We start from the raw sequence: 24,074 nt of genomic DNA on the forward strand, positions 1-24,074 counted from the left end.
CTTTATTCACCGTATTTGACGAGGACTGACCATGACTCTGGTACTCGGCGCCATCGCCGATGATTTCACCGGCGCCACCGACCTGGCCAACAATCTGGTGCGCTCCGGCATGCGCACCGTGCAGATGCTCGGTGTGCCCACCGGCAAGCCGCTTCCGGAAGGTGTCGACGCCGTGGTCGTCGCGCTCAAGTCGCGCACCTGCCCGGTGGAGGAGGCGCTGGCCGACAGCCTGGCGGCGCTGGACTGGCTGACCGAACAGGGCGCACGGCAGGTCTTCTTCAAGTACTGCTCGACGTTTGATTCCACCGCCGAGGGCAATATCGGCCCGGTGGCCGATGCCCTGCTCGAGCGTCTGGGCGGCGATCAGACGGTGATGGTGCCGGCCTTTCCGACGACCGGACGCACGGTCTATCAGGGTCACCTGTTCGTCGGCGATCGCCTGCTCAACGACAGCGGCATGCAGGATCACCCGCTCAATCCGATGACCGACGCCGATCTGGTGCGGGTGCTGGGCGCGCAGACGTCGCATGCGGTGGGGCTTCTGTCCCACTCGGTGATCCGCCTGGGCGCCGAGGCCTGTGCCAGCCACCTCGAACGCCTGGGAGGTGACAAGGTCCGCCACGTCATCTGTGACACCCTGGATGACGCCGACCTTGAGGTGCTGGCTGCGGCCTGCGTCGAGCTGCCCCTGGTCACCGGCGGCTCGGGCCTTGGCCAGGCGCTGCCCGCCGAGTATCGGCGCAAGGGCTGGCTTGAGGCGGTCGACGATGCGGCTCGGTTGGCCTCGGCCCAGGGACAGGCCCTGGTGCTTTCCGGTAGCTGCTCGCGGGCGACCCTGGCCCAGGTCGAGCACTTCCTCGAGCGCCATCCGGGGGTCGCCCTGGACCCGCTGGCGCTGGCCGAGGGTGACGCGCCCATCGCCGAGGCGCTGGACTTCGTGCGTCGCCACTATCGTGACTCGCCGGATGAACCGGTGCTGGTCTACGCCTCGGCTGCACCCGAGCGGGTCAAGGCCGCCCAGCAGCGCCTGGGTGTGGCCAAGGCGGGCGAGCTGGTCGAGCGGGCCCTGGCGACCCTGGCCGCCACCTTGGTGGACGAAGGTGTCGGCAGGTTGCTGGTGGCCGGCGGCGAGACCTCCGGTGCGGTGGTCTCGGCGCTGTCGCTGGACCAGTTGCATATCGGCGGGCAGATCGATGCCGGGGTGCCCTGGACCCAGGCCCGCGTCGGCGGGTCGACCCTGTCGCTGGCGCTCAAGTCCGGCAACTTCGGCGGCGTCGATATCTTCAGCCGCGGCTTTCAGGTGCTCAAGGAGATGAGCCAATGAGTGCACGTGACGTCAATCGTCTGCGCGAGCAGATCGCGACCTACGGCAAGTCATTGTTCGACCGCGGCCTGACCATGGGCTCCAGCGGCAATATCAGTGTGCGTCTGGACGACGGCGGCTGGTTGATGACCCCGACCAACGCCTGCCTGGGACGACTCGATCCGGCCAGCATCTCGACGTTGTCGGCGACGGGGGAATGGCTCGATGGCGACAAGCCGACCAAGGAAAGTTTCCTGCATATGGCGATGTACGCCGAGCGGCCCCAGTCCGAGGCCATCGTCCACCTGCACTCGACCCACTCGGTGGCGGTATCCTGCCTGCCGGATGTGGACCACCACGACTGCATTCCGCCGCTGACCGCCTACTACGTGATGCGCGTCGGCCGCCTGCCGCTGGTGCCCTACCACGTACCGGGGGACCCCAGCCTTGGCGACGCGGTACGTGGGCTCGCCGGCAAGCACAGCGCGGTGCTGCTGGCCAACCACGGCCCGGTGGTGGCGGGCAAGTCGCTGGAAGCAGCGGTCTACGCCACCGAAGAGCTCGAGGAGACCGCCAAGCTGTTCCTGCTGCTGCGCGGCCAGAATCCTCGTGGGTTGACGCCAGAACAGGTAGAGGAGCTCGAAGCACGCTTCCCCCGAGACTGACACGGCGCTTGCTGCGTCGATCTCAAGGCCCGCACGACAATGACAATCAGGAGAGCGAGATGCCCCGCCTGGCCGCCAACCTCAGCATGATGTTCACCGAACACGCCTTTCTCGACCGCTTTGGTGCCGCCGCCAAGGCGGGCTTTACCGGCGTCGAGTACCTCTTCCCCTATGACTTCGAGGCGCACGAACTGCGTGAGCGGCTCGACCAACATGGGCTGACGCAGGTGCTGTTCAACCTGCCCCCCGGCGACTGGGAGGCCGGCGAGCGAGGCCTTGCCAGCCTGCCGGGGCGCGAGGGGGAGTTCCGCGAGGGACTCGAGCGCGCGCTCGACTACGCCGCGGCGCTCGACTGTCCGCGCCTGCATGCCATGGCGGGGCTGCTGCCGCAAGGCGCCAGCGAGGCCACCCGAGAGGCCCATCTGGCCACCTACGTCGACAACCTTTCCCATGCCGCCGAGGCCTGTGGCCGGGCCGGGCGCACCCTGTTGATCGAGCCGATCAACGGTCGCGACATGCCGGACTTCCTGTTGCAGCGCCAGGAGCTTGCCAGGGAGGTGATCCAGCGCGTCGGCTCACCCCACCTCAGGCTGCAGTTCGACCTGTACCACTGCCAGATCGTCCAGGGCGACCTGATCCGTACCCTGGAAGCGCAGTTCGATGTGGTGGGACACGTTCAGCTCGCCGGGGTCCCGGAGCGCCATGAACCGGACCAGGGGGAGGTGAACTTTGGCCCGGTGCTCGAGCGTCTCGACGCCCTTGGCTATGACGGCTGGATCGGTTGTGAATATCGTCCCGCAGGTGACACCGTCGATGGCCTGGGCTGGGCGCGCGCCCATGGTGTTGTTGCCAAATAACTCGCCGCCGAAGGAGGAGGGCTTCCATGCATATCTTGATGACTGGTGCCTCTGGTGTATCGCTGGGGCAGCGCCCGGCGTGGGCCATCGTCCCCAAAGGAGGAGAACACCCATGCATATCTTGATTACTGGTGCAGCCGGCTTCCTTGGCCAACGTCTGGTTCAGGCGCTGCTGGCCAAGGGCGAGGTCAACGGCCAGCCGCTTTCACGCCTGACCCTGGTCGACCAGAGCACGCCGCCTCACCCGCAGGACTCAGGCCAGGTGGCGGTGACGTCCACCGCTCGGGATCTTACCGAAGAGGGAGCCTGGGACGCCCTGCTGGATGGCGCCCCGGACGTGATCTACCATCTGGCGGCGGTGGTCAGTTCTGCCGCCGAGGCCGATCTGGAGCTGGGGCTTGCGGTCAACTTCGACGCCACCCGGGCGCTGCTCGACGGCTGCCGCCAGCGCGGCCTGGCCACGACCCGGGTGATCATGGCCAGCTCGGTGGCGGTGTACGGCGGCGAGTTGCCCGAGGTGCTCGACGACATGACCGCGCTGCGGCCCCAGAGCTCCTACGGCAGCCAGAAGGCCATGTGCGAGTTGTTGATCAACGACTACAGTCGACGGGGCCTGATCGACGGTCTGGTGCTGCGCCTGCCGACCATCGTCATTCGGCCAGGCCGGCCCAACGCCGCGGCCTCGAGCTTTGCCTCCAGCATCCTGCGTGAGCCCCTGAACGGCGAGGCCGCGGTGTGCCCGGTGCCCACCGAGCTCGAACTGTTCGTGATGTCGCCTGGCAAGGTGGTTCAGGCGCTGGTCCACGGCGCCGAAGTCGCCGCCGATGCCCTGGGTGACTTCCGCGCCTTCATGCTGCCGGGTATCAGCGTGAACGTGGCGGCCATGCTCGACGCGCTGGAGCGTCAGGCTGGCGCTCAGGCGCGGGAGCTGGTGAGTTTCGAGCCGGATGAGCGTATCCGCGCCATCGTCGAGAGCTGGCCTGGGCGCTTTCGTACCGACAAGGCTGAGGCCCTTGGCTTTGTCGGTGACAGCGACTTCGATGCCATCGTCGCGGCCTTTGTCGAGGATCAGGCGACGGGCTAGCGCTAGCGGTGGGGAATCGAGGCTGAAGGCGGTTGCCCAAGGGCTGGCGCGGGTGCTTGGCGCGAGTCCTTGGCGCGGGGCCTTGGCGAGAGTCCTTGGCGTGGGTGCTTAGCGTGGGTCTTCGGGGGTATCCAGGTCGCGCACCACGCCGGGATCATCGACGTCGATCTCGAGCAGTGCCTGGCGGTGGCGGTGCAGTAACGCTCGGGCGCCGTCCTGGCCGTGAAGCTGCGTCATCTCGGGCCAGAAGTCGCAGCCAACGATCACCGGGTGGCCGGGTTGGCCGTGAAAGCGCGGCCTGACCAGTCGGTCGGCCCTGGCGCTGGCGGCAAGCCGGCGGCAAGTCGGTGCCGAGATCCAGGCCATGTCGCCGAGCCATACCGCCGCTGCGGTGAGCTCAGTACGTTGCTGCTGGCGTTGCTGAAGCAGCCAGCGAAAGGCCGCCGACAGGCTGTCGCCGAGGGCGTCGCTGGGACGTTCAAGCGACAGCAGCTCGAGGTTGGCAGACGGTGCAAGGTCCCAGTCGGCGAGGCTCTCGCCCGGCCCCAGCACCACCAGCCGCCGAGGGGTCAGCTCGGCCGCCGCCGCAAGGCTTGCCGCCAGCAGCCGACGACCATCCTTGAGGCGTGCATGGCGCTTGTCCGCGGCGCCGAAGCGCCGTGAACGACCCGCCGCCGCTACTACACAAATCAGTGGGGTGACGTGGGACGGATGGCGGCTTTCCTCACAAGAGGGGGTTGAAGCGGGAGTGCCCGACTGGCCGCTAGAGCGCATGGCGGTCCTTGCCCCGGCGTACCCGAACGATATCGGCCATCACCGCCAGGGCGATCTCCGCCGGGGTCTTGCTGCCCAGGTTCAAGCCGATCGGCATATGGATACGCGCGATCTCGTCATCGCTCAGACCACCGCTGCGGGATAGCCGCTCTGCCCGTGCCCGGGACGTCTGCAGCGATCCCATCACTCCGATATAGAACGCCTCGGAGCGTACCGCCTCGATCATCGCCAGATCATCGATGCGCGGGTCGTGGGTCAGCGCCACCACCGCCGTGGCAGCATGGCAGCCGCCTTCGGCGATAAAGCGGGACGGTAGGGTCGCCACCTTCTCGATGTTGCCGGAGGCGCCCCCGAGTTCATCGATAAAGGACTCCAGCATGCCTTCCCGAGGGTCGCAGACGATCACCTCGAAGCCGAGCCCCACGGCGAACTGGGCGCAGGCGACGGCCACCGGCGAGACCCCGGCAAGCAGCAGTCGGGCGGCTGGGCCGACGCGCAGTTGCGCACTGGCCTCACCATTCCCATCGACCAGAACGACGCGATCACCCAGGCCATCGTCTTGAACGAGTGAACGCGCGCCGCTGTCCAGATCGACGCGGCGAATCAGCGGCTTGCGTCCTTCCAGCGCCGCCTCCAGGGCGGAGAAGTGCGCCAGTGCCGCCTGGCCGGGGGCGAAGCGTTCGACCAGGACGTCGAGCACGCCGCCGCAGGGAAGGCTGGGCGCCGGGTAGTCGACGTCGTCGCCGGCGCCGTAGCGCACCCGCCTGACCGGCGTATCGAAATCACCCTGCCCAAGGCGCTCAAGAAAGTCCTCCTCGACGCAGCCGCCGGACAGCGAGCCAACGTGATCACCGTCACGGGTAGCAGCCAGCCAGGCGCCGGGTTCGCGTGGTGAGGAGCCATAGGTGGACAGCACCGTGGCCAGCCACAGGGTGCGCCCGTCGCGCAGCCAGGCGAGGGCACGTCGCACCACCGTAAGATCCAGATGTTGCATGGTCAGCGTGTCCTGTGTGTGACGAGCGCCACGCGATCAGCGTGGCGCTCGGGTGGCGGGTCAGGCCCCCAGTGCGGCCTTGAGCGCCTCCGGCCGCATCGGCAGGTCGCGCAGGCGCACGCCGGTGGCGTGAGCGATGGCGTTGGCGATGGCCGGCGCTACAACGCAGGTGCCAGGTTCGCCTAAGCCGACCGGGGTGTGGTCGTTGTCGACGAATTCAAGGTCCAGCTCCGGCACCTGATGCATGCGCAGCGGCGTATAGCTGTTCAGGTTGAGGTCCGCAGGCTGGCCTTCGGCGTACTCGGTGCCTTCGTGCAGGGCCATCGACAGGCCCCATAGCAGCGAGCCCTCCAACTGGGCCATGGCACCGTCGGGATGGGCCAGGGTGCCGGCATCCACCACCGAGGTCAGCTTCTCGACCGTCACCTCGCCGCTGGCACGATCCACCTTGACGCGGGCGACACAGGCCACCCAGGTCGGCATATGGCGTTCCTGGCCGAAGCTCAGCGCCACACCGAGACCGGTGTCCTCGGGCAGGGCGTCGCGCTCGTTCCAGCCGGCCTTGTCGAGGGTGCGTTCGAGCACTGTCTTGAGGCGCTCGGCGCCGCCGACGCTGTTGGGCGCCTCGCCGGCGTTGCGTCCTTCGGCCTTGAGCAGGTTCCGGCGGAACTCGGCAGGGTCCTGGTCGGCGGCCAGTGCCAGTTCGTCGATATGGCTCTCCACCGCCCAGGTGGTCCAGCCTGGCCCCACCGCACGCAGATAGCCGGGAACGAAGGCCTCGTGGGCCTTGTGGTTCTGCTGGGCCCACACCCGCTGGGCGCCCAGTGCGTACCAGTGGTCGGCACCACTGATGGCAAAGGAATCGATCTTGCCGCCACCTTCGACGAATTCGCCGAGAAAGCCGGGTGCGATATCGGCGGTGGGCCAGCCGGCGGCGGCGGCGTGTTCGCTGGCCTGGATGGCGCCGTCGGCTGCCAGGGCCGAGCGCAGCCGCTGCACCGAGGGTGAGCGCACGCAATCCATGCGACTGTCATCGGGGCGGGTAAAGACCATCTTGACCGGGGCACCCACGGCCTTGGCTGCCAGCGCCGCAGGCACGGCATAGTCGCCATAGAGACGGCGTCCGAAGCCGCCGCCCAGATAGTACTGGTGGAAGGTCACCTGGCTCTCGTCGACTTCCAGCGCCTTGGCTACCAGGGGCACCGCCACGGACTGCTGCTGGTTGCCGCAGTGGACGTGCCAGTGGCCGTCGCGCTCGACCACGGTGGCGTTGACCGGCTCGAGCTGGAAGTGCAGCACGCTGGACGTGGTGTAGGTGGCATCGATCAGCGACACGTCCTCGGCGGACGCGGCCTGCTCGAGGGTGGACGTCACCTCGCCGATATCGACGAACAGGGCGCCGTTGTCACGGCTCGGTGACTGGGTCAGACGGCGGCCTTCATCGAGAATGTCGGCCTCGGTGATCGAGATGCCGGAGCCGTTTTCCCATTCAATCTTCAGCGCATCGGTGGCACGCATGGCGGCGGAAAAGTTGTCGGCGATCACCGCCAGCCAGCCCTGGCACAGGCCCGAGGGGTCCTCCAGCCGGATGGTCTGGCGATAGCCGGCGATGGACTGGGCTGCGCTGTCATCGATGGAGGTGGCGCGGGAGCCGAAACGGGTAGGCGGCAGCACCGGGCGGGCGTAGAGCATCCCATCGACCTTGGCGTCGATGCCGAAGACGGCCTCACCGGTGGTCTTGGCGGGGATGTCCTGGGCTCGGCCGGAGGTGCCCAGCACGCGGCGCTCGGAGGCCGGCTTGAGCTCGATGGCTTCAAGCTCTTCGGCGCTGTAGCTGCGCGACAAGGTGCCGCTGGCAACGATCTCGCCGTAGCCGATGCGCTTGTCGCCGCTGATGACCTGACCGTCACGGGCCTGGCAGTCGGCGGCGTCGACCTCGAGCAGGCGCGCACCTGCTTCGATCAGCGCCTGGCGTCCGGCGGCGCCGGCACGGGAGAGCGGCAGGAAGCTGTGGTTCACCGACCAGCTACCCCCGGTGATCATGTAACCCCACTTGGGGTCGCTGTCGACGTATTCGATGGCGATCGTCGCCGGGTCGACCTCGAGTTCCTCGGCGACCAGGCGGGCCAGGCTGGTGCCCACGTGCTGGCCCATCTCGGCCTTGGTGCAGTGCAGGGTGACGTGACCCTGGGCGTCGATGGCGTACCACAGGGTCGGCTCGAAGCGACCCTTGGCCAGGGCCTCGCTGGCCGCGTCGGCGGCGCCGAAGGCCATGCCGGGCAGGCCAAAGGCGAGAACCGCGCTGGCGCCCAGGGTGCCGATCAGAAAGCCGCGGCGGCTAAGGCCGGGGCCTGCGTTTCGGTCGGCTAGGGACGTATCGCTGCGGACTGCGGAAGCGCCCCGATGGGCCGCCAGGGTGTCATCAAACCGGCTCATGGCGGGGCTCCTCGGCGCTGGTACGGGTTTCGCTGCGGGCAGCAGTAGCGGAGGCGGGGTCGAAGGTCTCGACGCCGCCCTGCTGAAGCGAGGAGGCGCGTTTCACCGCGCGATGGATGCGCACGTAGGCCATGCAGCGGCACAGGTTGCCGCTCATGCCCTGGGTGATCTCGTCATCGCTGGGGGAAGGCTTGCGCTTGAGCAGATCGGCCGCTTGCATGATCTGGCCGGATTGGCAGTAACCGCACTGGGGCACCTGCTCTTCTCGCCAGGCCTGTTGCAGCGGGTGGTTGCCGTCGGCGTCGAGGCCTTCGATGGTGGTGATCTCGGCACCTTCGGCGGCGGCCAGCGGCAGCACGCAGCTACGCGTGGCCGAGCCGTTGAAGTGGATGGTGCAGGCGCCGCACTGGGCGATGCCGCAGCCGAACTTGGTGCCGGTCAGGCCCAGGGTATCGCGCAGTACCCACAGCAGTGGGGTCTGGGGATCCACCTCGACGCTCACCGCTTCGCCGTTCAGGGTGAAGCTGGTCATGGGGGCTGGTTCCTCGCTGGTTTCATTGCGTAGCTTCAGGGTCCGTTGGTGCTTCTGATTTTTTTGTATGCGTCCCTTTTACCCGTTCTTGAGGCAACAGGGGACGCGAGGACGGTCGGGATGCCGTAACTGGCACACCATCTGCCTCTTAATAAGCGATGTCGCGATACTATAGACCAGTCGACTAGTGGGCAACGTTGAATGCGGGAACGGGCGAAATGCGTGGATGGCGGTTACCGCAAAGGCGCCGGGGGCGTCTGGCGCCTCTCGTGGTGAGGGCTGCTTCTCGACATGGAGTTCAGGGCGTCAGTGAATCTAGCTCTCGCTGAGACGTCGATGGAGTGCGTCGCCCTTGAGCATTTCGGGGTTCAGGCGAACGCCCAGCCCGGGTTCGCCGCTGACGCGGATCATGCCGTCCTCGACCGGCGGCAGGCCCTCGACGCAGTCGGCGTACCAGCCGTAGTAGAAGGCCCGGGTGAACTCCTGCTCGGCGACGTTGGCAAGCGCCATGGCCAGGTGGGTGGATACCGCCAGCGTCACCGGGCCGGAACAATCATGGAAGGCGATCGGGCGACCCTCGGCTTCGGCCAGGGTGGCGGCCTTGCGGGCGAAGCTGACGCCGCCGCCCCAGGTCACGTCGATGATCGGGGTGTGGATACGTCCGCGATGCAGCAGGTCGCGAATCTGCCCCAGGCCGCCGAGGGTCTCGCCGCCGGCCAGGGGGACGCAGGTGTCGGCCAGCTCGCCAAGCTGGTCGAAGCGATCCATCCACAGCGGGTCCTCGATCCAGTCCGGGTCAATGGGGGCCAGCGCCTGACAGATGGTGCGCGCCGCCGGCAGACTCCAGAGTCCGTGCAGTTCCGCCTTCAGGCGCATGCGATCGCCGTGGACACGACGGATCTCCTCGAACGGCCACAGCGCACGATTGAGATCGGCGGGCGAGATGGACATGCCGTGGCGGGCGCCTTCGGCGAAGTCGAAGGGCCAGATCTTCATGGCGGATATGCCCATCTCGAGAAGCTCTGCGGCGAGCTCTGCCGGACGCTCGAGAAAGGCGTCCAGGTCCTCGTAGCGGGGAGACGCCCCGTCATCCCCCGAGCCACCCTTGATGCCGAAGTTGTCCGGGCGTACCTCGGCGGACTTGGACACATAGTCGGGGCCGGCGCAGGTGTTGTAGAGCGGCACCCGCGCTCGGGTGGCGCCACCGAGCAGGTCATGCAGAGGCAGGCCGGCACGCTGACCAGCCAGGTCCCACAGGGCCACGTCGATGGCGGACAGCGCGCGGGTCTCGGCACTGGTGCCGCCAAAGCCCACGTAGGGTTGCATCTTGCGGTGCAGCGCCTCGATGCGGGAGGCATCCTCGCCCAGCAGCAGGGGAGCGAGGCGGCCATGAACATCGGCGTCGATGGCGTCGGTGCCGAACCAGCTCTCGCCCAGGCCCACCAGGCCGTCCTCAGTGTGGACGCGCACCCAGATCAGCGACGGACGAGCCGCAGGACGCAGGGTTTCGATACGCTGGATCTTCATGCTGGTCTCCGCAAGGTTCAGTGTTTCGCTACCGTTGATCGGCCCCGTTCGTCATTGCCGCGTACCGCCACCGTTCATCGCTGTTGTGCATCTTCAATGGCCACCCTTGCTGACGTCGCTTGATCCGCTCAGGCAGCTTGCGAGTGGCCGCCGTCAAATGACGTGTGACGCAAGCATCATGGCTGCTTTGACTGTGATTCGCCGAGCAGACTGACCAATTCCGGGACCAGTCTTTCACCGTGGCCGGCATCGACGATGTCCTGGTAGAGCCGGGTGATCGCCTGACTGAGCTGGCGCGAGGCGCCGAGGTCCTCGGACATGCTTTGATAGTAGCCCACGTCCTTGAGCGAGTTGGACAGGCTGAAGCGGAAGCCTGCAGGGTCGGCGTCGGTCAGGAAGGGACGCAGGCGTTCGAGCACCACGCCGCCGCCGCCACCGTTGCCCAGCACCTCGAGCAGCACGGCGTCGTCGATGCCGGCGCGTCGAGAGGCGGCGCTGGCCTCGGCCAGTACGGCGGTGAAGCCCAGCGAGACGAAATTGTGCAATAGCTTCAGGGTGTGGCCGGCGCCCACCGGGCCGCCGTGGGTGATGTGCTCGGCGAAGGCGCCAAACAGCGGCTTGAGCTCGTCAAACAGCGCCTGATCGGCACCGACGATCAGGTTGAGGCGGCCCTCGGCGGCCTCCTTCGGGGTGCGGGTCATGGCGGCGTCGACGAAACGGCCACCGGCCTCGCGCACCCTGGCGTCGATGGCCTGGGTGGAGCTGGGGATGGCGGTGGAGCAGTCAACCACGATCTGGCCTGGCTTGAGCCCCTCCAGCACGCCGCCTTCGTCGAACAGCACGCTTTCCACCTGGGGAGTGCCGGTGACGCACAGGATCACCAGATCGGCGGTCTCGGCGACCTCGCGGGCGCTGGTCAGAGCGCTTGCCCCTTTGTCGATCAGGTCGTCGCTGGGCTGATTGCCGGGGTGATCGAGAAAGCTCAGGCGATGGTCCGCGCGCAGCAGGCTGGTGGCGATCCCGTGGCCCATCAGGCCGACGCCGATCAGGCCGACGTGAAGCGAGGTGGTCATGTCCCTTTCCTTGTGGTGGTGGTAGTGGTGATGATGGTGGTTGGTGCTTGATAGTCCTGGGTGACGGCCTAGAGGAGGGCCGGCACCTTTCGTGCCAGGCCCAGACGTTTCCAGCGACGTCTAGCCGTGATGAATCGCAATGGTCTTGATGCGGGTATAGCTCCTGAGCCCTTCAAAGCCCTTTTCGCGGCCGTGGCCGGAGCGGCCGACGCCGCCGAAGGGCAGCTCGATACCACCGGCGGCGCCGTAGTTGTTGACGAACACCTGGCCCGAACGGATCGCCTTGGCCAGACGCAGTTGGCGGCCGCCGTCGGTGGTCCATACGCCCGCACACAGGCCGAAGTCGGTGGCGTTGGCCAGGCGTGCGGCCTCGGCCTCGTCGGCGAAGGCCTGGACCACCAGTACCGGCCCGAACAGCTCCTCGCGGCTGACGCCGTGGCCTTGCGGCACCTGGGTCAACAGGTGGGGGACCACGAAGTGGCCGTCCCGGGGGGCGTCGTCGGCCAGGCGTCCATGGGCGGCGATGTGGATGCCATCATCCTGTGCCGCCTGGATCAGCGTCATCACCTTGTCGCGCTGGCGTTCATTGATCAGCGGTCCGCAGTCCGGGTCGTTCTCGCCGACGTCACAGGTCAACCGCGCGAAACGCTCGCTCAGTGCCGCCACCACCTCATCGTGGATGCTCTGCTCCACCAACAGACGGCTGCCGGCGGAACAGGTCTGGCCGGCGTTCTGGATGATCCCGCGTACCACGGCGTCCAGGGCGCGTTCACGGTCGGCGTCGGCGAACAGCAGCTGGGGCGACTTGCCGCCGAGTTCCATGGTCACCGGCACGTGGTGCACCGCCGCCGCCTGAGTCACCAGGGTGCCGGTCTCCGGCGAGCCGGTGAACGACAGATGATCGATGCCGGGGTGGGCGGCCAGGGCGGCGCCGGCTTCACGGCCGAGGCCAGGCACCAGGTTGAGCGCGCCTTCCGGCAGCCCGCAGTCGACGGCCAGCTGGGCCAGGCGCAGCACGCTCAGACAGGCGTCCTCGGCGGGCTTGAGCACGCAGGTGTTGCCAGCGGCCAGCGCCGCCGCCACGCAGCGTCCGAAGATCTGGGCCGGGTAGTTCCAGGGGATGATCTGGGCGCACACGCCCCAGGGCTCGCGCAGGGTCATCACCGCATAGTCGGGATCGAAGGGGATGGTCTCGCCGTGGAGCTTGTCGGCGGCGCCGGCGTAGAAGCGGAAGTAGCGCGCGCAGGCGGCGATGTCGCCCCGGGCCTGGCTGATCGGCTTGCCGGTGTCGGCGCACTCGAGGGCGGCCAGGGTCTCCCTGTCGGCGTCGATGGCCTGACTGAAGGCATACAGCCATTCACTGCGCGCCCGCGCCGAGAACGTCGACCACTGGCCAAGCTCGCCTGTGAAGGCTGCCCGGGCGGCGGCCACCGCAGCATCGACGTCGGCTGCGCTGGACGCGGCGATACGGGCGATGACTTCGCCGCTGGCCGGGCGCAGCACCTCGAGGGTGTCGGCGGTATCGACCCAGTGACCGCCGATCAGGGCGCCGGTGGGTGGAGTGAGGGGGAGGGCGTACATGCTGTCGACTCCTGAGAAGGGGCGGAAGATGGGGTGGGCCCCGGCGCGGCCGGGGCAGTGATCGGTATCAGTAGAGCAGATCGACCAGGCCCAGCGAGATCCAGGGCATGTAGGTGATCGCCATCAGGCAGGCCAGGACCACCAGCACGAAGCGCGCAAGCCAAGGGATCAGCTCGTCGATGGACAGCTTGGCCACGGCGCAGGCGGCGAACAGATTGACCCCCAGCGGAGGGGTGAACATGCCGAGCGCCAGGTTGACCACCACGATCAGGCCGAAGTGCACCGGGTCGATGCCGTACTGCACGGCGATGGGGGTGAAGATCGGGGCCAGCACCAGGATCGCCGCCGAGGTCTCGACGAACATGCCGATCACCAGCAGCATAACGTTCACCGCCAGCAGGAAGCTGACCGGGCTCTCGAACACCTGGGTGACCCAGGCGGCAACCTCGCCGGGTAGCCCCGAGCGGCTGATCAGGAAGCTGAACAGCGCCGCCGCCGAGATGATCAGCATCACCGTGGCGGTGGAAATCACGCTCTGGCGCAGGATCGGCACCAGTTCCGACAGTGGCAGCTCGCGGTAGACCAGACCGCCGACGATCAGGGCGTAGAACACCGCCACCGCCGAGGCCTCGGTGGGGGTGAAGACCCCGCCATAGATGCCGCCGATGACCACCACCGGCATCAGCAGAGCGGCCCAGGCGCGACGCATTGAGGTGGTGAAGGCGGCGCGATCCTCGCGGTCGCGCAGGCCGTAGCCGCGCAGCTTGCAGAAGATGTACAGAAACAGCAGCAGCGCCGAGCCGATCAACAACCCCGGACCGATACCGGCAATGAACAGGCGCCCGATCGAGGTGTCGGTGCTGACGCCGTAGAGGATCAAGGGGATGGAGGGCGGGATCAGTACGCCGAGCTCCGCCGAGGAGGCCTGGATCGAGGCCGCCAGCGGACGCGGGTAGTCGTGGGCCACCATCGCCGGAATCAGGATGGAGCCGATGGCGAAGGTGGTGGCCACGCTCGAGCCGGAAACCGCGGCGAACATCATGCAGGTCAGCACGCAGGTCATGGCGAGCCCGCCCTGGAGCCCGCCGACGATGGACTTGGCCAGGTCCACCAGGCGCTGGGAGATGCCGCCGGCGGCCATCAGGTTGCCGGCCAGGATAAAGAAGGGGATCGCCATCAGCGGGAAGTTGTCGATGCCGACGAACATCTGCTGGGGCACCATCAGCAGCGGAAAACGGGTGAAGAACTCGATACCGATCACCGACGCCAGCAGGATCGACACGGCGATCGGCACGCCCAGGGCGAACAGGATGATCAGCGACAGTCCGATAGCGGCGTTCATGGCTGCTTCCTCCCTTCGGTACCGGACGAGGTCCCAGTGTCAGGGCCAGGACTGGATTCGGGTTCAGGCACGTGTGCGGGGGCCTCGGCATCGACCACGCCGATGGTCTCGCGTCCGGTCAACTGGGCGATCAGTCGAGTGATCACCGACAGCAGCGAAAAGGCGGCGCCGATCGGAATGGCGGCGTAGATCCAGGCGATCGAGATGCCGACGCCGGAGAGCATCTGGTTCTGCACGCGCAGCGTCATCTGATAGCCGTAGATCACCAGGATCGCCAGGACGATCATGCAGCAGGTGGCGATCAGTATCTCCAGCGTCTTGAGGGCGGAGGTCGGCACCAGCTTGTAGATCACTTCGACGGCCATCATGTAGCCGCCGCGAAAGGTCGCTGCGGCGCCCAGAAAGACGCACCAGATCATGGTGGAGCGGGCCATCACCTCCGACCAGGTGGAGGGGGCGTCGAACACGAACCGGGTCAGCACCTGGTAGAAGCCAAGGCTTACCGAGGCGATCAACATCAGCACCGCTGCGTAGAGGGCGACCTGGGAGATGGCCCGCTCGAGACGGAAGAACAGATCCAGCATGGGGCTTTCCTCATCGCGGGTAAGGCCCGAGGACGGGTCAGGCTTGACCGCCCAAGCGCTCGCCAACGGCAGGTAGCGAGCGCTCGGGCGGGAAGGTCAGTCGAGGATCAGTGGACGATCAGCTGCCGCAGTCGCTGGAGCGAATGCGATCGAGCATCTCCGAGCCGTACTCGTCGGTGTAGACCGAGTAGGAGGGCTCGACGGCGGCCTGGAACTGGGACTTGTCGATGTCATCGACCACGGTCATGCCCTTGGCCTTGAGTTCCTCGACGCCTTCGGTCTCGAGTCTCGACACCATCGCTCGGGTGGCCTCGGCGCCGGCTTGGGCGGCCTCCATGAACCAGCCCTTCTGCTCATCGGACAGGCCGTCCCAGAGGATCGGCGAGGCCAGCATGATGGCCGGAGAATAGACGTGGCCGGTCAGCGACAGGCGATCCTGGACCTCCCACAGATTGCCGGTGAGGATCACCGAGATGGGGTTTTCCTGGCCGTCCACGGTGCCCTGCTGCAGCGCGGTAAACAGCTCCGGGAAGGCCATCGGTGTCGGATGTACGCCCATCTCGTTGAACGCCGCCATGTGCATCTCGTTTTCCATGGTACGGATCTTGAGACCCTGGGCGTCTTCGGGGGTCTCGATGTCACGCTGGCTGTTGGTCATGTGGCGGAAGCCGTTCTCGGTCCAGGCAAGACCCACCAGGTCGTGCTCGCCGATCTTGTCGAGCAGGTCCTGGCCGACCTCGCCATCCAGCACGCAGCGGGCGTGGTCGTAGTCCTTGAACAGAAACGGCAGGTCGAGCACGTAGGTCTCGGGGACGAAGTTGCCCAGCGGCCCGGTGGAGGTGACAACGGCGTCGATGGTGCCGATCTGCAGGCCTTCGATCATGGCGCGCTCGCCGCCCAGCGCACCGGAGGGCTGCTCGTTGACCGTGAATTCGCCGTCGGACAGCTCCTCCAGGGTCGCCTTGAAGGCATCGATACCCTCGGAGTAGTGAGAGCTGTCCGAGGTGGTGTGGCCGACGGTGATGGTCTGGGCGGCAGCCGCTGGCAGGGCAAACCCGGCCAGTGCCACGGCCAGCAGGCAGGGCTTGAGGTGAAAGGCGGGGCGGCGTGTTGCGTGGCGTACAGTCGTCGTCATTGTTGTTTCCTCTTTGCGGGATGACGCTTGGGTGTGGCCGTGCCCGGTGGCACGGCCGGATCAGTGCTCGTGGTCGGCCAGGGCTCGTCCTCGCCTTAGCCGCTCGAAGTAGTCGTCGCCACCGATCTGACCGCCCTTGAAGGCGATCTCTAGATCCTGGTAGCGCGGGTCGTCGCTGTGGGCCTGGCACAGCGGCGAACCCGGGGTGTCCGGCAGCGGCATCTTGACCGTCAGGGCATGGATGTTCAGGGCGGTGATGGCATGGCTCGAGGTGTCGCCGCCGGCGACGCACACCCGGGTCAGCCCCTGATCGTCCACCAGCGCCTTGAGCATCTCGCCGAGGGCCTTGCCCAGACTGTGGCGGCTGGATTCGGTGGCCAGGCTGTCGTCGTGGCTGTCGGGTCCCATGGCGGTGTGCAGGATGACGCTGCGGCCACTGCTCAGGGCATCCAATGCCTTGAGGATGGCGGTAGCCATGGCCTCGTTGCGATGGGCGGGGATGGCCAGGCTGCGAGGGTCGAGCTCGATGCGCTGAAAACCGGCATGCTCGACCGCCCAGTGAATCTGGCGTGCGGTGGTGCTGGAGACGCTGCCGGAGACCACCGCGATGCGCTCGACCGAACGGGGCGGAGTGAAGTCCTCGCCACCTTCCACCAGCCCCAGGCGTTGCCACTCGGCGAGCAAGGCGTACTCGACGCCGGACGAGCCGACCACGAAGCCGCCCTTGCCGCCTTGTTGCTGCGGGCGAGTGCGCCAGAGTTGATGACCCACCACCTGTTGATGGGCGGGTTCGAGCACGTCGAACAGCACCGCCGGATGCTCGGCGAGGGCGTGATCCACGCGTTCGTCGATATCCGGCAGGGCCAGGCTGGGCACATCGATCAGGCCGACCGGCAGAGTGGTCTGGGCGGCCAGGTGGCGGCGCAGGTCCGCCTCGTGCATGGGGGTGACCGGGTGGCGCGACATCACGGGGTGTCGATCGATGCGGTAGATCTGATCCTGATAGGCGGCGTAGAGCTCGCCGAAGACGGTGTAGCGGCGCATCTGCGGCACCCCCACCACCAGTGGGATCGGTGTCTCGCCGAAGACGCCGCGCGCGACCTCCATGGCACAACCGATGCTGCCGACCTCAGGGCTGCTGTCGAAGGTGGAGCAGGTCTTGTAGTGGGTCAGCGCTGCGCCCTGTTCGGCCAGCCACTGGAAGGAACGCTTGAGCTCGCGGCGCATCCAGTCATTGGACTCGCTGCGGCTGGTGCCGGCCAGACCCAGGGCACGACAGTGGTCGAAGCGGGCGCGCTGCTCGGCGCTGGGGCGAGCGGTGAACAGCACACTGGGGACGCCCTGGCAGGCCAGGGCCTCGAGCGCGTCGGTGGAGCCGGTCAGGTCGTCGCCGTAGTAGCTCAGCAGCAGGTCGTTCATGGGCAGAAGGTCTCCAGAGCCTGGGCCAATTCGCCATGGTCACGGGCGTGGTCGGACAGCGAGATGCCGCGTGCAGCGGCGTCGTAGGCCTGGCGCAGGCTTCTGACGCCGGCGGCGATACCTCCAGGGTGGGCCATGATGCCGCCGCCTGCGGTGACGATCATGTCGCTGCCGCCCCCCATGGCGCGACAGGTGTCGATGGCCTGGCAGGCGGTCTGGTTGGACGAGAATACCGGCATCACGGTGTGGGCCGGTCCCGGGGGCTCGAACAGCGGCGTCAGGCAGGCCCGGGCGCTGGCGGCGACGCTGTCGTCGGATTCCGAAAACTTGTTGGCCAGACCATTGACGTGAAGGTGATCGACGCCGGCCAGGCGCCAGAAGGTCTGCCAGGCGGCGAAGTCCATGCCCAGCAGCGGCTCCCGGCTGAACATGCCCCAGCCGGCGCGGTGGCCGTGGATGGGCAGCTCACAGTGGCGCCGCAGATGACTGACGCCGGCCAGACCCACCGCGTTCAGGGCGACCATCACACAGCTACCGCCGGCGGCCAGCACGTGGTCGTGGTGCCGGCGCATCTCGTCGATCTCGCCGGTCATGTTGAAGGCCACCATGACCTTGCGTCCGGTGCGCTGCTCATGTTCAAGCACCAGCGGCATGATCGCGTCGACCCGCTCGGTGAACGGGCAGTGCGGGCCGTTGGCCTGGAGTTCATCGTCCTTGATGAAGTCGATGCCGCCATCCAGCAGTTCCTTCACCACCTCGGCGGTGGCATCGGGTGAGAGCCCGACGCTGGGCTTGATGATGGTGCCGATCAGGGGACCCTGGTCGACGCCGCTGAGGCGGCGGGTGCCGTCGATGCCGAACTGGGGCCCGGGGCAGGCCTCGGCAAAGGCGTGGGGCAGGCTGACGTCGAGCAGCCTGAGCCCGGAGAATTCCTTGAGTTCATACAGATTGCCGGCGAGGGTGGCCATCAGCGTGGTCAACGACGGACCGAGGTTCTCAAGGGGCCAGGACAATCGCACCCGGGCGCGCTGGTAGCGGGTGCCGGGCGGCTGGGGCCGGGTCGGCATGGGCAGCGAGGGCGCGTCGACGCTGTCGAGCAATTCGATGGACTCGACTCTGGCCGCATGACGCTTTCGAAAGTCATCGGTTTCCGCGGCCAGGCGGGTGAAGGTGCCGCAGGATTGCTCCCCGGCCATCACCTGGCAGGCCTGCTCCACCTCGAAGGGGGTCTCGATCAGGTAGCTGGCTTCGATTCGGTTCATGCCTGGCCTCTTGGTACTCGCGATGGCGCTGTCGTCAGACTCTGTGGAGAGCGTGGCCCCTCAGGTGATGCGCTGAATGCTGTCGGCGATGGCGTCCGGCTCGAACACCCGCTTCCAGTCATCGCGCATCAGCATCGGCTTGCCGTTCTCGATCGCCTTGTTGCAGGCATCCGAGAAAGCGCCGGGCTGTTCATCGAAGATCACCGCACCGAGGATGTTGAGATGGCCAAGCAGAAAGTCCCTGGCGCACTCATGGCTGACGCCTCGATCCACGACTTCGTCCATCGCTTCACGCATCACCGATAACAGTGTGGCACATACCGTTTCCGACAGACCGGGTTCCAGCAGCGCCATCTGTTCAACGCTGACGCGATGGCTGCGCCCGACGGGGGCATAGATGGTCCTGGCCACGGCCTCGCCGAGGGCAAAGTGGCGGTCATCGCCCTGCATCAAGGCGCTGACGATATGCTGGGTGGCGTGGCTGCCGCCGAAATAGTCGCGCTTGGCCTCGAGGGTGGTCTCGTCGTTGAAGATCGGGGGGTGGCAAGGGTGAGTGACGAAGTAGACCAGGTCGTCACGTTCGGGCAGATGGCCGGCGAAGGGGGCGGCGGCGTCCAGGCAGACCACCATGGTGCCGGCTTCGATCGACGGTGACAGCTCGGCGGCAATCTTCTGGATCAGGGTGTCGGGAACGGCCAGGATGACCACATCCGCGCCGGCCACCGCCTGCTCGGCGCTGTCGACGCACTCGATGTCGAGTTCGTCGCGAAGCCGTTGGCGGCCCTGTTCGCTGACCTCGACGTGACGCACGTCGAAGTCCGAAGTCTTGAGATTGCGGGAGAGGCGGGCGCCCATCTTGCCGCCGGCACCGATCAAGGCAATGGTCGTCATGGCCAGGTAACCTGTGTGAAAAAGTGGAAGAGGCAAGCTGTGCTGCAACTGGTATGATGACAATATAAGTGGCCGGGGCTGTCAAACACGACCTTGGTCGAGTGTCATGTTCCAGGACCGCTGGCATGGGTATGCTGCGGGGCCTGGCGCCGCGAGGTAGAGGCCATGAGCGACTCGTTGAAGATTTCTCGCCGCAAACTGTCCGACGAGGTGTTCGATCGGCTTTATCAGCAACTGCTGAACGGCGACTATGCGCCGGGGGACAGCCTGCCCTCTGAGCGGGAATTGATGGATACCTTCGGGGTCGGCCGGCCGGCCATCCGCGAAGCGATGCAGGCGCTGGAGCGGCTGGGGCTGGTGTCGATCCACCACGGGCAGCGGCCCAAGGTGCTGACGCCCAGTGCCGACGGCATGCTGGCCCAGATAGAACTGACCGCGATGCACCTGCTGTCGACCGAACCCGCCTCGCTCGAACACCTCAAGGAGGCGCGGCTATTCTTCGAGGTGGGCATGGTGGCGCGGGCGGCGCGGCAGGTGGGCGCCAAGGATCTGGCGCGCCTCGAGGCGCTGGTGGAGCGCCAGCGGGTGGCGTTGAACAAGGACATCGATGCCTTTATCGCGGCGGACATGGGGTTTCATGTTGCCATCGCCGAGACCACCGGTAACCCTATCTTCATCGCGGTCAGTCGGGCGATGTTCGAGTGGCTGGCCAGGTTCCATACCTCGCTGATCCACTGGAAAGGCAGCGAGCATGTGACGCTGGAGGAGCACGAGCGCATCTTGGCGGCGTTGAAGAACGGCGACGAAGGCGCTGCCATTCGCGAGATGACGCGTCATCTGGAAAGGGCGCGTTCGGTGTACGCTCCCAGTTGAGGGCGCATTGATCCCCGCTTTTGACGCTCGCCCCGGACGGGCGACACTTATCGAGAAGGAACGGGACCTTGGATAGTGATCTGGTCTACGCCCTGGACATGGCGGGGACGGTGGTCTTCGCCCTGTCGGGCATCTTGCTGGCGTGCCGCTCACGCATGGATCCCATCGGCATGCTGGTGCTGGCGGCGGTGACCGCCGTCGGAGGAGGGACCCTGCGTGATCTGGTGCTGGGTGTCGCCCCGGTGTTCTGGATCCGCGATCCGACCTATCTTTGGGTGATCCTGGCCACGGTGCTGTGCGCACTGGTCGGATTTCACTATATCCACCGCCTCAATCGGGTGGTGCTGCCGGTGGCCGACGCCTTCGGTCTGGCGCTGTTCGTGATCATTGGTGCCAATAAGGCGATGCTGCTGGGGACCTCGGGGGTCGTGGCGGTGTTGATGGGGCTGTTTACCGGGGTAGCCGGCGGCATGATCCGTGACGTGCTGGCAAGGCGGGTGCCGATGGTGCTGTGTCGTGAGGTCTACGCCACCGCCGCCATCGCCGGCGGTGTGGTCTTCGTGGCATTGGCGAGCCTCGGCGCCCCCAGGCTTGGCATCCTGCTGTCGCTTGCCACCACCCTGGGGCTGCGGCTCGCGGCGATCCGCTGGCAGCTGGCGCTGCCGGTGCTGGCCTGGGTGGTGATCGAGCCATCTCCAGGCCAGTCGGCGTCGAGTCGGGCGGCGGATGCCGACGCCGCAGCGGTGCCTCCTGACCCGGCGTCGATGCCGGCCGATGGCTATGACACACCGCTGACATCGGCCCGCGAGACGGCATCGTCCGCCGACGTCGCGCGTCCCAAGATGCGGGTGAGGATGGTCTCCCGAAGCAAGGCCGCCCGCCTGTGGCCCGAGGATGAGGACATCGACTGAGCGAGATCTGACGCGTTCACTTGTTCGCGCTGTTCAACCGAGGTGGCAGGTGCCATGCTCTTGTTCAGTGAGCCGATGTATTTGTCCCCTGCATGGTGAGAAGGGGGACGCCGCTCCCCCATGAGCGAGTGATGCCGACACTCTTGAGAAAAGGCCCGTACCGGTTTTTCTTCTACAGCGACGAAGGCGATCCACGAGAGCCGCCCCATGTTCACGTGGCGGCGGGCGATCAGGTCGCGAAATTCTGGCTGGATCCGGTCGAGTTGCAATCGAGCAAACGTCTGCGTGCCCATGAAATCACCCAGCTCTGTCGGCTGGTTGAACGGCACCAGGCAGAGTTTCTGGAGGCATGGCATGCGTACTTTACGTCTTGAATCCGAACCCCTGGCTGTTGATGTGGCATTCTCCTCCGATGCATTTTGCGTCACCCTGAATGATGGGCGAGAGCTTTCGATTCCGCTGGCCTGGTTTCCCAGGCTATTGCACGGCTCACGTGAGCAACGTGAGCAGTGGGAGCTGATCGGCGGCGGAGAAGGGCTGCACTGGGAGGCCTTGGACGAAGATGTCTCTGTGGCAGGTCTGTTGGCCGGTCGCGGTGATCAGACGCGCCGCCGCGAAAGCGTCGCTTGACCGGCCGTCTGGCTTGAAAACCACCATGAAGGGCGCTTCGGTGCGTCGAGCGTGCTTGTTCACGCTATTCGGCGCGATGACGCTGCTGCTGAGCGTCGCATCGCCGGCCCTGTTGTCATTACCGAGTGACACTGCCGTCTTTGCCTCGACTCAGGTTTCTGAGCAGGCCTCTCGATCTTCTCCTGTCGGCCAATCTCCAGGTGCGGTTGGCGCAAGTGTTGCTGTTGGCGAAAGCGGTGCTGCTGGCGAGAGTCGTACTATCGCCGAGAGGCGCGCCGCCGCCGAGATCCGTGCCGTCTACGAAACCTCCTTCGACCTTCTTCCCGCCGACAAGCAGCGCCACTACGCCCAGCGGCTGTGGCGGGTGACCGGTGACCCTGCCTACCTATGCGCCAATCATGCCTACGGCCGACGTCTGCTCGATCAGCTCGCGCGTGACGCCTTCACCGTCGCGGACAGTGACCGGCTTCGCCAGCGCAATCGCGAGTTGCTGGCGGCCTACCCCGAGACCAGCCCCAAGCAGCGTCGGCGCAAGGCCATGCTGTCGGAACATGTCGACATGATGCTGCCTCGGGGCATCCTGTTTCGGCTGGCCCAGGCCCGCTACCACGGCTTGCTTGGACAACTTTCCGAGGCTGATCGGCGCTTGCTTGAGCAGGCCGTGGGCGCAGTGGATTGGCGGGCCTTTCTGACCGACCCCGAGGTGGTGTCGGTGTATGCCGCCCAGGTGGCCAACCAGGCCGCCTTCCTGGCCCAGCTGGGGATCGTGGATCTGCGTGGCGAACTCGCCCGGGCCTTTCGTGACCGTTATCCACCCGGACGGATCGAGGAGCTGTCACCGGCGGAATATCGCAACTGGGTCTACGGCCTGACCCACTTCATCATCGCCGCGAGCCACTACTACCAGCGAATGCTGTCCGACGGCGAGCTCGATTGGGCGGTGGCGGCGTTGCTCGGCCAGGGAGAGGCGTTGGTGCAGGTCAAGGCCGATATCATCGCCGAGGTGGCGCTGTCGCTGCAGTTGGCAGGGCAGGCCGATCATCCGCTGGTGGCGGTGCTGCATGAAGCGCTGCTGGCACGACGGGATCCGCAGTCGGGCATCCTGCCCGCCACCGACGGCGGGTTCGATCTGGGCGAAGGTGAGCATCGCAATGTGCTGGCGATCATGACACTGGGGTGGGACGGGCGGTTGTATTCAAGGCCCCGGCTGGTCCTCAAGGACATCTCCGAGGAGCGTGACTGCCGACTACCTGGGCGGTCCCTGGCAACGTCGCCAGAGGACTGAGTTGGAGGCCGGGTCGGAGGTCCGCTCAAGGGGCAGGTCGAGGGTCGGGTCGAGAGGTCGGACGCTCGATCGACGCCTTGCTATACCCGGCAGCTCGACGTCGAGCGCCACAGGCTCCCCAGTCCGTCGAGGTGGTCCCGGGTGGCGGGCAACTGGGCCCCCAGTGACTCGTGCAGACGAAGGTAAAGCGGCGTCAGCAGCGGATTGCGTTCGCGCTCGGCGCATTCGTTGTCGATGTAGTAGGCACGCCGGGTACCGCAGTAGTGGATGGTGTCGCTCACCGGCTGGAAACGAAAGCCGGACAGGGTCAACAGCCGCGCCAGGGGAGGCTCCATCAGGGCGTAGAGATGTCGCCGTGCGGTCAGGCCGGCAAGGGCGTGGGCGCTCAAGAACAGGCCGGTGACGATCAAAGGAAATGCCTGGCGTTCCTCCGGAGGAAACTGTACCGGCAGCGTTTCTTCGCCCTTGCTTGGGGCCCGGAAAAGCCGCGAGATCGCCAGGCGAGAAATTTCGGCGATCTGGCGCCCGTCGTGCTGTCGCGGATGTAGCGAAGGCGCCGTGAAGACGCTGCGGGTGGCGTTCATCACCGGCAGGTCATCCGGACGATCGACGGGGGGAAATACCAGTCGCACGCAGCCCGCCGCCAGACCGCTTGAGCGATGTTCGACCAGGCAGTGGATGGCCTGTTCATCGAAGTCATCATGCTCCTGTCGCTTGTCACTGTCGCCTGGCAGGGCGTATTGAAGCTCACGTAGAAAGACGTCATGGCGCAGCGAATAGACCCGCTCCCTGTCCGCGACCGTCTTTACCAGGATCACCCGGAACTGGTCGGCGAACTGCTCCAGCAAGCGCTGTTGCCGGGATGGCCTCTCGGTGTCTGCTGCTGGCATGGGGGATCACCTCCGTGTTGTTATAG

Annotated in this window: 23 protein-coding genes; 9 read left to right on the top strand and 14 right to left on the bottom strand. The window is 66.6% G+C overall.

From position 1 onward, the window contains the following. Nucleotides 1–31 precede the first annotated feature (31 nt). The 4 genes from otnK (at nucleotide 32) to denD (ending at nucleotide 3,909) form a co-directional block, all read left to right on the top strand. Nucleotides 32–1,324, top strand: a complete 1,293-nt coding sequence (gene otnK / locus NFH98_RS03220) for a 3-oxo-tetronate kinase (protein ID WP_349622222.1) — start codon at nucleotides 32–34, stop codon at nucleotides 1,322–1,324. After that, entirely contained in the window at nucleotides 1,321–1,968 is a 648-nt protein-coding gene (gene otnC, locus NFH98_RS03225) for a 3-oxo-tetronate 4-phosphate decarboxylase (RefSeq protein ID WP_045990915.1), read from the top strand. The genes otnK and otnC overlap by 4 nt, the downstream gene beginning before the upstream one ends. A gap of 59 nt (nucleotides 1,969–2,027) precedes the next feature. Continuing rightward, nucleotides 2,028–2,825, top strand: coding sequence for a 2-oxo-tetronate isomerase (otnI, locus tag NFH98_RS03230; RefSeq protein WP_222568226.1), 798 nt, complete (start codon nucleotides 2,028–2,030; stop codon nucleotides 2,823–2,825). 112 nt (nucleotides 2,826–2,937) lie between these two features. Continuing rightward, a complete protein-coding gene (denD, locus tag NFH98_RS03235; RefSeq protein WP_349622223.1) occupies nucleotides 2,938–3,909 on the top strand; it encodes a D-erythronate dehydrogenase in 972 nt (323 codons plus the stop codon). A 108-nt stretch (nucleotides 3,910–4,017) separates the two neighbouring features. Here the strand turns inward: denD and NFH98_RS03240 are convergent, their stop codons facing one another. From NFH98_RS03240 to NFH98_RS03300, 13 genes are all read right to left on the bottom strand, one after another. Next, a complete protein-coding gene (locus NFH98_RS03240) occupies nucleotides 4,018–4,683 on the bottom strand; it encodes a nucleotidyltransferase family protein (protein WP_222568224.1) in 666 nt (221 codons plus the stop codon). Beyond that, entirely contained in the window at nucleotides 4,673–5,677 is a 1,005-nt protein-coding gene (locus NFH98_RS03245; RefSeq protein WP_222568223.1) for an XdhC family protein, read from the bottom strand. The genes NFH98_RS03240 and NFH98_RS03245 overlap by 11 nt, the downstream gene beginning before the upstream one ends. Before the next feature lie 60 nt (nucleotides 5,678–5,737). Next, nucleotides 5,738–8,113: a xanthine dehydrogenase family protein molybdopterin-binding subunit gene (locus NFH98_RS03250; RefSeq protein WP_222568222.1), complete on the bottom strand. Its 2,376-nt coding sequence runs from the start codon at nucleotides 8,111–8,113 to the stop codon at nucleotides 5,738–5,740. Continuing rightward, nucleotides 8,100–8,645 carry a (2Fe-2S)-binding protein gene (locus NFH98_RS03255; protein WP_045991771.1) on the bottom strand — a complete coding sequence of 182 codons (546 nt, stop codon included), beginning with the start codon at nucleotides 8,643–8,645 and terminating at the stop codon, nucleotides 8,100–8,102. Before NFH98_RS03255 ends, NFH98_RS03250 begins: the two co-directional genes overlap by 14 nt. 315 nt (nucleotides 8,646–8,960) lie before the next feature. Next, complete coding sequence (locus tag NFH98_RS03260) at nucleotides 8,961–10,172, bottom strand: mandelate racemase/muconate lactonizing enzyme family protein (protein WP_222568221.1); 1,212 nt, start codon at nucleotides 10,170–10,172, stop codon at nucleotides 8,961–8,963. A 176-nt stretch (nucleotides 10,173–10,348) separates the two neighbouring features. Further along, the gene (locus NFH98_RS03265) at nucleotides 10,349–11,245 is read right to left on the bottom strand and encodes an NAD(P)-dependent oxidoreductase (RefSeq protein WP_045991769.1); all 897 of its coding nucleotides are present in this window, start codon (nucleotides 11,243–11,245) and stop codon (nucleotides 10,349–10,351) included. 120 nt (nucleotides 11,246–11,365) lie between these two features. Continuing rightward, a complete protein-coding gene (locus NFH98_RS03270) occupies nucleotides 11,366–12,826 on the bottom strand; it encodes an aldehyde dehydrogenase family protein (protein WP_349622224.1) in 1,461 nt (486 codons plus the stop codon). A gap of 67 nt (nucleotides 12,827–12,893) precedes the next feature. Further along, nucleotides 12,894–14,168: a TRAP transporter large permease gene (locus NFH98_RS03275; protein ID WP_045991767.1), complete on the bottom strand. Its 1,275-nt coding sequence runs from the start codon at nucleotides 14,166–14,168 to the stop codon at nucleotides 12,894–12,896. Then, nucleotides 14,165–14,752: a TRAP transporter small permease gene (locus NFH98_RS03280; protein WP_349622225.1), complete on the bottom strand. Its 588-nt coding sequence runs from the start codon at nucleotides 14,750–14,752 to the stop codon at nucleotides 14,165–14,167. Before NFH98_RS03280 ends, NFH98_RS03275 begins: the two co-directional genes overlap by 4 nt. Nucleotides 14,753–14,870: 118 nt before the next feature. Next, a complete protein-coding gene (locus NFH98_RS03285; protein WP_045991765.1) occupies nucleotides 14,871–15,887 on the bottom strand; it encodes a TRAP transporter substrate-binding protein in 1,017 nt (338 codons plus the stop codon). Between the two features lie 60 nt (nucleotides 15,888–15,947). Then, nucleotides 15,948–17,306 (bottom strand): four-carbon acid sugar kinase family protein, encoded by a 1,359-nt coding sequence (locus NFH98_RS03290; RefSeq protein ID WP_349622226.1) that lies wholly within the window; start codon nucleotides 17,304–17,306, stop codon nucleotides 15,948–15,950. Continuing rightward, nucleotides 17,303–18,568 carry a ribulose-bisphosphate carboxylase large subunit family protein gene (locus NFH98_RS03295; protein WP_349622227.1) on the bottom strand — a complete coding sequence of 422 codons (1,266 nt, stop codon included), beginning with the start codon at nucleotides 18,566–18,568 and terminating at the stop codon, nucleotides 17,303–17,305. Before NFH98_RS03295 ends, NFH98_RS03290 begins: the two co-directional genes overlap by 4 nt. A gap of 60 nt (nucleotides 18,569–18,628) precedes the next feature. Then, on the bottom strand, nucleotides 18,629–19,459 hold the full coding sequence (locus tag NFH98_RS03300; RefSeq protein ID WP_108448026.1) for a phosphogluconate dehydrogenase C-terminal domain-containing protein: 831 nt from the start codon (nucleotides 19,457–19,459) through the stop codon (nucleotides 18,629–18,631). 165 nt (nucleotides 19,460–19,624) lie between these two features. On the opposite strand from NFH98_RS03300, the gene nanR reads away from it, so the two are divergent. The 5 genes from nanR to NFH98_RS03325 all read left to right on the top strand — a co-directional run bounded on the left by nanR (nucleotide 19,625) and on the right by NFH98_RS03325 (nucleotide 23,158). Further along, nucleotides 19,625–20,332, top strand: a complete 708-nt coding sequence (gene nanR, locus NFH98_RS03305) for a transcriptional regulator NanR (RefSeq protein ID WP_045991761.1) — start codon at nucleotides 19,625–19,627, stop codon at nucleotides 20,330–20,332. Nucleotides 20,333–20,430: 98 nt separating this feature from the next. Beyond that, nucleotides 20,431–21,243, top strand: coding sequence for a trimeric intracellular cation channel family protein (locus NFH98_RS03310; protein ID WP_348828116.1), 813 nt, complete (start codon nucleotides 20,431–20,433; stop codon nucleotides 21,241–21,243). 131 nt (nucleotides 21,244–21,374) lie between these two features. Then, the gene (locus tag NFH98_RS03315; RefSeq protein WP_124802813.1) at nucleotides 21,375–21,617 is read left to right on the top strand and encodes a DUF4160 domain-containing protein; all 243 of its coding nucleotides are present in this window, start codon (nucleotides 21,375–21,377) and stop codon (nucleotides 21,615–21,617) included. Then, the gene (locus tag NFH98_RS03320; RefSeq protein WP_124802811.1) at nucleotides 21,598–21,873 is read left to right on the top strand and encodes a DUF2442 domain-containing protein; all 276 of its coding nucleotides are present in this window, start codon (nucleotides 21,598–21,600) and stop codon (nucleotides 21,871–21,873) included. The genes NFH98_RS03315 and NFH98_RS03320 overlap by 20 nt, the downstream gene beginning before the upstream one ends. A 55-nt stretch (nucleotides 21,874–21,928) precedes the next feature. Further along, entirely contained in the window at nucleotides 21,929–23,158 is a 1,230-nt protein-coding gene (locus NFH98_RS03325; RefSeq protein WP_348827605.1) for a DUF3541 domain-containing protein, read from the top strand. A gap of 80 nt (nucleotides 23,159–23,238) precedes the next feature. Here the strand turns inward: NFH98_RS03325 and NFH98_RS03330 are convergent, their stop codons facing one another. Further along, nucleotides 23,239–24,048, bottom strand: coding sequence for a PEP-CTERM/exosortase system-associated acyltransferase (locus tag NFH98_RS03330; protein ID WP_348827606.1), 810 nt, complete (start codon nucleotides 24,046–24,048; stop codon nucleotides 23,239–23,241). Nucleotides 24,049–24,074 lie beyond the last annotated feature (26 nt).

Source organism: Halomonas sp. H33-56 (assembly GCF_040147035.1).
Classification (GTDB): Bacteria; Pseudomonadota; Gammaproteobacteria; order Pseudomonadales; family Halomonadaceae; genus Halomonas; species Halomonas litopenaei.